At 48.9% G+C, this 7676-nt stretch carries 5 protein-coding genes; 3 read left to right on the top strand and 2 right to left on the bottom strand.

Annotation, left to right across the window (positions count from 1 at the left end):
- Nucleotides 1–202: 202 nt before the first annotated feature.
- From QVO99_RS10425 to QVO99_RS10435, 3 genes are all read left to right on the top strand, one after another.
- Entirely contained in the window at nt 203–1405 is a 1203-nt protein-coding gene (locus QVO99_RS10425) for a pyridoxal phosphate-dependent aminotransferase (RefSeq protein ID WP_022317556.1), read from the top strand.
- Between the two features lie 168 nt (nt 1406–1573).
- Complete coding sequence (locus QVO99_RS10430; protein ID WP_022317557.1) at nt 1574–3775, top strand: hypothetical protein; 2202 nt, start codon at nt 1574–1576, stop codon at nt 3773–3775.
- Between the two features lie 260 nt (nt 3776–4035).
- Entirely contained in the window at nt 4036–4191 is a 156-nt protein-coding gene (locus QVO99_RS10435) for a DUF6088 family protein (RefSeq protein WP_288177202.1), read from the top strand.
- A gap of 118 nt (nt 4192–4309) precedes the next feature.
- On the opposite strand, the gene QVO99_RS10440 is transcribed toward QVO99_RS10435, so the two are convergent.
- Both QVO99_RS10440 and QVO99_RS10445 read right to left on the bottom strand, forming a co-directional pair.
- Nucleotides 4310–5446 (bottom strand): AAA family ATPase, encoded by a 1137-nt coding sequence (locus QVO99_RS10440; protein ID WP_022317559.1) that lies wholly within the window; start codon nt 5444–5446, stop codon nt 4310–4312.
- A gap of 527 nt (nt 5447–5973) precedes the next feature.
- Nucleotides 5974–7596: a carboxylesterase/lipase family protein gene (locus tag QVO99_RS10445; protein ID WP_288177204.1), complete on the bottom strand. Its 1623-nt coding sequence runs from the start codon at nt 7594–7596 to the stop codon at nt 5974–5976.
- Nucleotides 7597–7676: the final 80 nt, after the last annotated feature.

The following is a 7676-nucleotide window of genomic DNA, read 5'->3' on the forward strand; positions in this document are numbered from 1 at the left end:
TCTAATGAAAGAAAAACGCGACACTACAGGTGACAGAACCAGTCTCCTCACTTCAAGACATACACACACTTGATTCCATCGGCCCTTTGCGGCAGATGGCTGACAGAGGCAAGGCTGCACGCAGTTGTATAATATTACATCGAACGGCGTGATGACCGTTTGGGATTTAATATCAAATATCATAAAAAACAAAAAAAAAGATATGAGTAAAGTATCAATGCGCGGACAGGAGATGCCGGAATCTCCAATCAGCAAGCTGGTTCCACTGGCTGCCGCAGCGAAAGAAAGAGGAACGAAGGTGTATCATCTCAATATCGGACAGCCAGACCTGCCTACACCGCAGGTGGGACTCGACGCTCTGAAAAACATCGACAGGACGCTTCTGGAATATTCCACTCCGGAGGGCTATCTGAGCTACAGAAAGAAGCTCGCCGGATACTACAAGAAGTACGACATCAATGTGGAGCCCGACGACATCGTGATAACCTGCGGCGGAAGCGAGGCGGTGCAGATAGCATTCATGGCTTGTCTCGACCCGGGCGACGAGATAATTCTCACCGAACCTCTCTATGCCAACTATCTCGGCTTCGCCATCCCGGCTGGTATCAAGGTGCGCACGATAACCACTAAGATTGAAGACGGATTCGCACTGCCGGCAGTGGAGAAATTCGAAGAACTCATCAACGAGAAGACCAAGGCCATCCTCATCTGCAACCCTAACAACCCCACCGGAAGCCTCTATACTCCAGAGGAGATGGACCAGATAAGAGACATGGTGAAGAAACACGACCTGCTCCTCTTCTCCGACGAGGTGTACCGCGAGTTCGTGTATACTGAGAACCCGTATATCAGCGCAGGCAGTCTGAAGGGAATAGAGCAGAACGTGGTGATTCTCGACTCCGTGAGCAAGCGCTACAGTGAGTGTGGAGTGAGGATAGGAGCCCTCGTCACAAGAAACAAGGAAATCAGAGACACGGCAATAAAATTCTGCCAGGCCCGCGTGTCGCCTCCTCTCGTAGGCCAGATTGTCGCCGAAGCTTCGGTGGACACTCCCGACGAGTATTTCCGTGAGGTGTACGACGAATACGTGGAGCGCCGCAACTGTCTAATCAGCGGACTAAACGACATCCCCGGAGTATTCTCTCCCACACCGATGGGAGCCTTCTATACCGTGGCGAAGCTGCCGGTAGACGATGCCGACAAGTTCTGCAGCTGGTGTCTCTCTTCGTTCAGCTACGAGGGCCAGACAGTCATGATGGCACCTGCCAGCGGCTTCTACATCACCCCCGGTGCCGGCCGCAACCAGGTGAGAATCGCCTACGTATTGAAGAAGGAAGACATGGAGCGTGCGATCATCGTATTGCGCAAGGCCCTCGAGGCTTATCCGGGCAGAGTGGAGGAATAAAGTACTTGCCAACGGGGCAGGGTAGAGGGATTTTGAATTTGTCAGCCCGTTCTGTAGTCCATCTGATTTATAATCTTTATATTTGCAAGCGGAAAGTTCCCCGGAAACAATGGCAATGCCACCGGTTGCGAGAGTAATAACATTGTTTGATAATCAAAAAAATGTGGTATGGACAAGGAGTATATACAGAAAGTGGTCGCTGAATTTCCAGAAGACGTGAAGCAGGTAATGACAGTTGCCTCGGTAGTGTGTGTCGAAGGTTTGGACCTTGAGGTCCTGTGTAATATCTGTGAGCCGAATTGCCCACAGGCGTTATACGAGGTGGCGGAGGCTCTTTGCCGTGGCAATTGGCTGCTCCGTGAGCACAGGCGCATTCATTGCAACCCTGCCATTGCCGATGCCGTATTGGAGCGGAATGCCATTGGCGAGAGCCGCATGAAGAGTCTGCTGATAAATCTGAAAGATTATCTGGAGATAAATCCATTGGATGATTATCTCTCCAGAAGGCAGTATTTCGTTGCAGCCAGATTGCTCTTGGACTATGCCATGGAGAAGTGGGAGGATTATCAGGAGAAGGACCTGCAGTTTGTCTCGGCTTTCCAGACGGATGCCATCCTGTTTGCATCAAATGCGGAACTCTCGTTTCACAGAAATCCCCGTCAGGCGGTGAGCAGCCTGGAACAACGTTTCGACTTCAGGCTTCTCCTCTTCACCTTCCATGTCACCGGAAACCAAAGGGCCTTCGACATGATGGGAGCACTGTATTCCAGAATCTTCAGATACGATGAGGCTACGGTGTGCTTCGAGACGGCAGACCCCTCTCCTCTGTTGCATCAGTACCAGCTCATGTATCTCTCGGAGATGTACTGGAATCTGGGCCTTCTCGCAAAGTCATTCGCATACGCATACAATGCATTCCGCAAAAACGAGATGGAGGAAGAAGCAGACCAGAACATCATGGTCTGTCTGTACATCTCCCGCCAGTGTGCATTAAACGACAGTATGGACAGTAGCAGGATGTGGCTCGAAAAGGGCAAGGCGCTCATCGGCAAGAGGCGTGTTCCGGAGATTCATCCGATACGTATCATGTATCTTGAGATAGAAGCACTGTTGGCTAACGACAACTATTCCAAGGCGGATGAATATCTCGAGAAGTCAGAGCTCATGGCGATAAGGCTGTATGGTGAGAATTCACCGGAGCTGAGCATGATTTCCTACATACGCTATGAATTGTATGTAAGGCTGGGAATGTCGCGCAAATCCATAGAGGCATATAGAGACTACGTTGACTTCACGCATTTCAATTATGGATTCTCGCCGGCAGACCTGTCGGTCCTGTATTCCTCCATCGTCGATTCCTGCAATGAGAGGGGAAGCTACTGCACCGCCGCCATCTACGAGGAGCGGATGCAAGACCTACATTCTGACTCTGATAATGCCTCTTTTGCTCCCGGTGTGCGCTTCTTCAAGGCTCTCACCGAGGCATCCAACAGTCTGACGCATTATGATTATGAGTTGTGTGCCGCTCACATTGAAGACGCCCGAAGCATCTTTTTTGGCGAGATAAAACCGGACGAAGAAACGCTTGAAGCTATCCGGCCGGTTTTCGAAGGAGGTGCCATTCCTGATTTCGTGATGGGAACGGTATACCGGAGAGCACTTGCCGACTGGGATTTTGAGGCCAGACTGAAGCGTGGGGATTATGCTGAGGCCAGGACGTTGATAGAGGAAGAGCTTGCTGATGAGCAGAATGTCAAAGAGCGCCTGCTCCTCTCTGTGCAGCAGGGCAGGATTGACATAAAAGAAGGTGACACCCAGACGGGCATCGAGCTCTGGTGGGATGTGGTGAGACGAGCCGATGCGCCATGGCGGTTTGAAATCGCCAAGTTCATTGCCGGATGCGCCGCTGAACTTGAACTGCAATCAGAAGCAATCCTGTTCTATGAAACTGCTCTGCAGCCTGAATCCATGATATATGCAAAGACGAAGGATCTGGCTGTGGCATTGCGCTCTTATGCTGAAATCCTGCAGACATACGGCAGACAGCAGAAGTCCGACGAACTGTTCCAGCAGGCAATAGAACTCCTGAAGGCCACCCATGACCGCGACGGAGTGGCATTGGCTTTCTGGTATTGGGGATCGATGAAGCAGGACCATGAGGCAGAATTCCTGATGTCGCGCGCCATTAAATATTGGGACAGGGAGGGCGTCTTTGACGAAACGTTGAGCCACATGAACAGGGAGTATGCCCTGGCTTTAGGACAGCAAGGCAAGATGAATGAGGCACGCACGGCTGCAAGACGGGCTGTGGATCTCTATCCGGGCTGCTACCCGGATTATCTGGAAGAGGAAATCGAGGAGTATCTGTAGCTCCTTTGTTGATAGTGATTAAAACAATATAACAACACTCCGATTACGGTACAGCAGATTGGTGACAAATTGGAAAGCCACAAGTCCATTGACGGTATGGTGGAAAGGTAATGACGGATAGTCTAATTCCTTTCCACCATTTTCACTATTTTGCAGAAAATACAATATCGTTTGCAGACGACCAAGAACCAAAAATATAACAAAAAGGTTTCAAAAATATGGTACAGACATCAAACCAAAGCACTGTAAATAAGATAGAAATGAGGCTTAGAGGGAAGGGACGTGGTATCAATCCGTCTGTTGAAGACATTGCCCAGACTATAGCCAAACGAGACAAGGCGAAGATTGTACCTATGGGAGCTGAAGTGCGCACACATCTAATACCTCTGGCCTCAGACGGCTTTCACAACGAATAGTTAATATAGCCTCAGACGGCGTAACAACGAATGTCCTTGTAAGGATAGTAAATGGTCGAAAATAGTGCCTGTATGGTCGAAAAAATCTAAAGAGGTCTTCATGTTATTATTGTCTTGTTTATATTCTCTTTAACCACAGATCCATGAATCTGTCGTAGATGTGGTAGCCGTCATTGGTTCTATATACCAATTCCTTGTCTTCTAAAATCTTAAGAGCAGCCTTTACGCTGCTGGCTCCGCTCAATTTATGACCTTTGATGAACTTGCTTGCTGTCGGTTGTGCAACGATGCCGTCCTTGGCAATGGCTTTGAGAAGAGCAAACTGATTTTCTGTAAAGAACTGCGTCATGCTCTCATACTGCGGTTCTCTTCCCTCAAGGATGGAAAGGAGAGCGGCATTGACTTGCGACATGTTTCCGACTTGGCTTTCTGATTCGTAAAGGCGGTTCATAATGCATTGGATATACCAAGTATGCCCATCGAACTGCTGATAGACATGCTCGAAAATCTCTTTTGATAAGTCACCACCTTTCTGCTTAAAGAAGCTTTGGCAGAAGTTATAGTAAATGTCGCATTTCAGTGGCTTTAAGCCCATCATCTCTGTGCTTTGGTAGAATGGATGTTTTGGCGAGCCGAATATTTCAGCCATCAAATGTTGTTTGCTGCCAGAAAAGATAAAGTGGACATGTTGGGCGAACTGAATGTAGGAGCGAAGCAAAGCCTCCGTTCCCTTCTCTGGATATTCAGCTATCTGCTGAAATTCATCGATGGCGATATATACCTCTTTGCCACTCTCGTTGAGATAATTTAAGATGCTACGAATAGTAATATCTTCTTGTGTTGGTTCCACCGTGATGGAGACACTCGGTTCGCCTGTCAATGGATCCATGCTAAGCACTGGGCGTAAGGCACTGAAGAAAGCAATGGTCTTCTCGAAGAATGAGGCGTTCTTGCGCACAATGTCGTTGATGACCATAACGCCAAGTCGCTCCACAAAATCATTCAAGTTCTTGGTGGCGAAAATGTCAAGGTATAGGCATATGGCATCATTCTCTTCTTCCTTGAGATGGTAGAAGGTGTTCTTGATAAGTCCTGTCTTGCCAATCCTTCGAGGAGAGATGAGGGTAATATTTCTTCCGTTCTTCAAGTGGGAAAGTAAAGTCTTTGTTTCTGCCTCTCTATCGCAAAAATACTCAGGGCTTTCATAACCTTGATAGACGAAAGGATTCGCTAATTTCTTGTAACTTAGTGTCATACGCCATTACATGTTTTATGTTACAACTTTTTTGTAATGACAAAGGTACGACTATTTCTTGAATATTTAAAAGAAAAAGGGCAGAAAGTTGGCTCATCCGACATTTGGAGTGATTTGAAGCGCGCATCACATCTAATAGCTCTGGCCTCAGACGGCTTTCACAACGAATAGAAATCCATCATTCGTTCAGTCTGCACTTCCAAACGGGCGTGTTGTGATTTTTGGTCAGAAAAACACCATTTTCATGCTCAAAATCTCCCCCCTGCCGTGGGGAATGAAACCCCACATTAGGGGGAATCGTTCCCCACGCCGTGGGGGATTTTTTTGCATGTGTCATATACCAGACATGTGAACACCTTCAGGACTCACTCTTCATGAGCATAATTCGCAATAGCTCGCTATTACTCATTAAAAGTCAAACAAAAATCCACACTTCTAAAAGCTCAAAATCCAAGCAAGCCCTAACGACCGATTGGAGTTAAAAAGGATTACCCCTTTGCTATTCGCATCGTTAATTTCAGTATTCCTTATCGGCTGCCGAAACACTTAAACTGCATGAGCCACAGGTTGCGTTGCTCAAATGCCGGGTCATACTCTTCATACGAGTCTACATCTAAAATGAGTTGCGTGGGCCGCTCCTTGCCTGTGATTGAAGTCCAGTCGGCAAGTCCAAGACCGTTGGGGTTGCCAGTCTTTATAAAGTTGGCATAGTAGTTTATGAATTGGTCTGACACGCGGTAGTCGTCAGGTTGCCAGTCATACACACGATTGGTGGGCAAGGTGCCCATAGCATATTCGATATCGGCCGAGTGGACAGCACCCTTGAACTCATCATATTCGGGAATGGTCATCACGTCGCCATCGCCTTTCTTTTGCACACCGCCAGCCAGACCTGCGACCAGCTCGTTGTTGCGCATCGCGGGACGCGGACGTGAGAAATAGTAGCGATAGACCGGTTGACCAGAGGTTTTGGCATGCAGATAGCCAAAAAGCCACGTGCCATAGGCAATGAACTGATCGGAGGCGAAGTCGACGCCTGGCTTGCCCAACACATCGCGGTCGGTATTCAGACCATACATACGCATGGCCTCATCGGTCTTGTCGCCAAAGGTGGCCTCAAGGGCGGGGCGAAAGTTTTCAAGTGTGGGGGCCTTTCCGCCAAGATAGGCTTGCGGCGACATCTCTAAACTATTGCGACCTACGAGCAACGGCACTTTCTGTTGGTGCCCATTGAGATAAGCATCGGTGGGGTCTTCGGTAAAGAAGTAGCCGTCAAGACAATAAGATGCCAGTCCGCCAGACTGCGTCTTAGCCAACAGTTCGTCGGCAGACATCTTGCGGGCATCGGCAATATTTTTCAACCCCAACTCTTTCAGCTTCTCGACGCCTTGCTTCTCGGCATCTTTAAGTGAAAGCAAGCGTCGGCCACACACGGCTCCTGACGATGCCATAGCACGAGCAATCATGCCACGCGTAAGAGGCGATACCAGCAACGCGCTGACCGACATAGAGCCTGCCGACTCGCCAACAATGGTTATTTGCTTGGGGTCGCCACCAAAGGCAGCAATGTTTTCATACACCCACTCGATGGCCGCCGCTTGATCCATAAAACCATAGTTGCCAGAACCTTTATACGATGTTTCCTTCGACAACTGCGGATGTGAGAAGAACCCGAATATGCCTTCGCGGTAGTTGGCAGTAACAGCCACAATGCCGTGGCGTGCCATCTGACGTCCCGAGTATCGCGGCTCGCTGCCCGAACCGGCAATCAGTCCGCCACCATTGAAGTAGATTACCACCGGCAGACGGTCGGTCAAGGTCTTGGAAGGCGTCCATATGTTAAGATACAGACAGTCCTCACTTTTCTTTTCGGCATCGAAGCCCATATCTCCGAAAGGGTTGCCTTGCATGGGGTCGTTGCCAAACTTCTTAGCACTGCGCACCCCTTGCCACGACTGCAACGGTTGTGGCGCACGCCAACGGTTTTCGCCCACGGGTGGTGCTGCAAAGGGCACACCTTTAAACACGTTTACACCCGACTCGCACACGCCTTCAAGCACACCATATTGTGTGGTGGCCAGAGGCCCTTGCTGCGCATAGCCTGCTACGGCGCATAACACACAGGCTATCAGAAACATCATTTTTTTCATTGCACTCTTGTTACGATTTTAGTTATTATTCAGTTGCAGAAAAATCTACATATTACCCGTTGGCGGAATTAATTTAAGTT

The organism is Prevotella sp. CAG:592 (genome assembly GCF_000436015.1).
GTDB lineage: Bacteria > Bacteroidota > Bacteroidia > Bacteroidales > Bacteroidaceae > Prevotella > Prevotella pectinovora.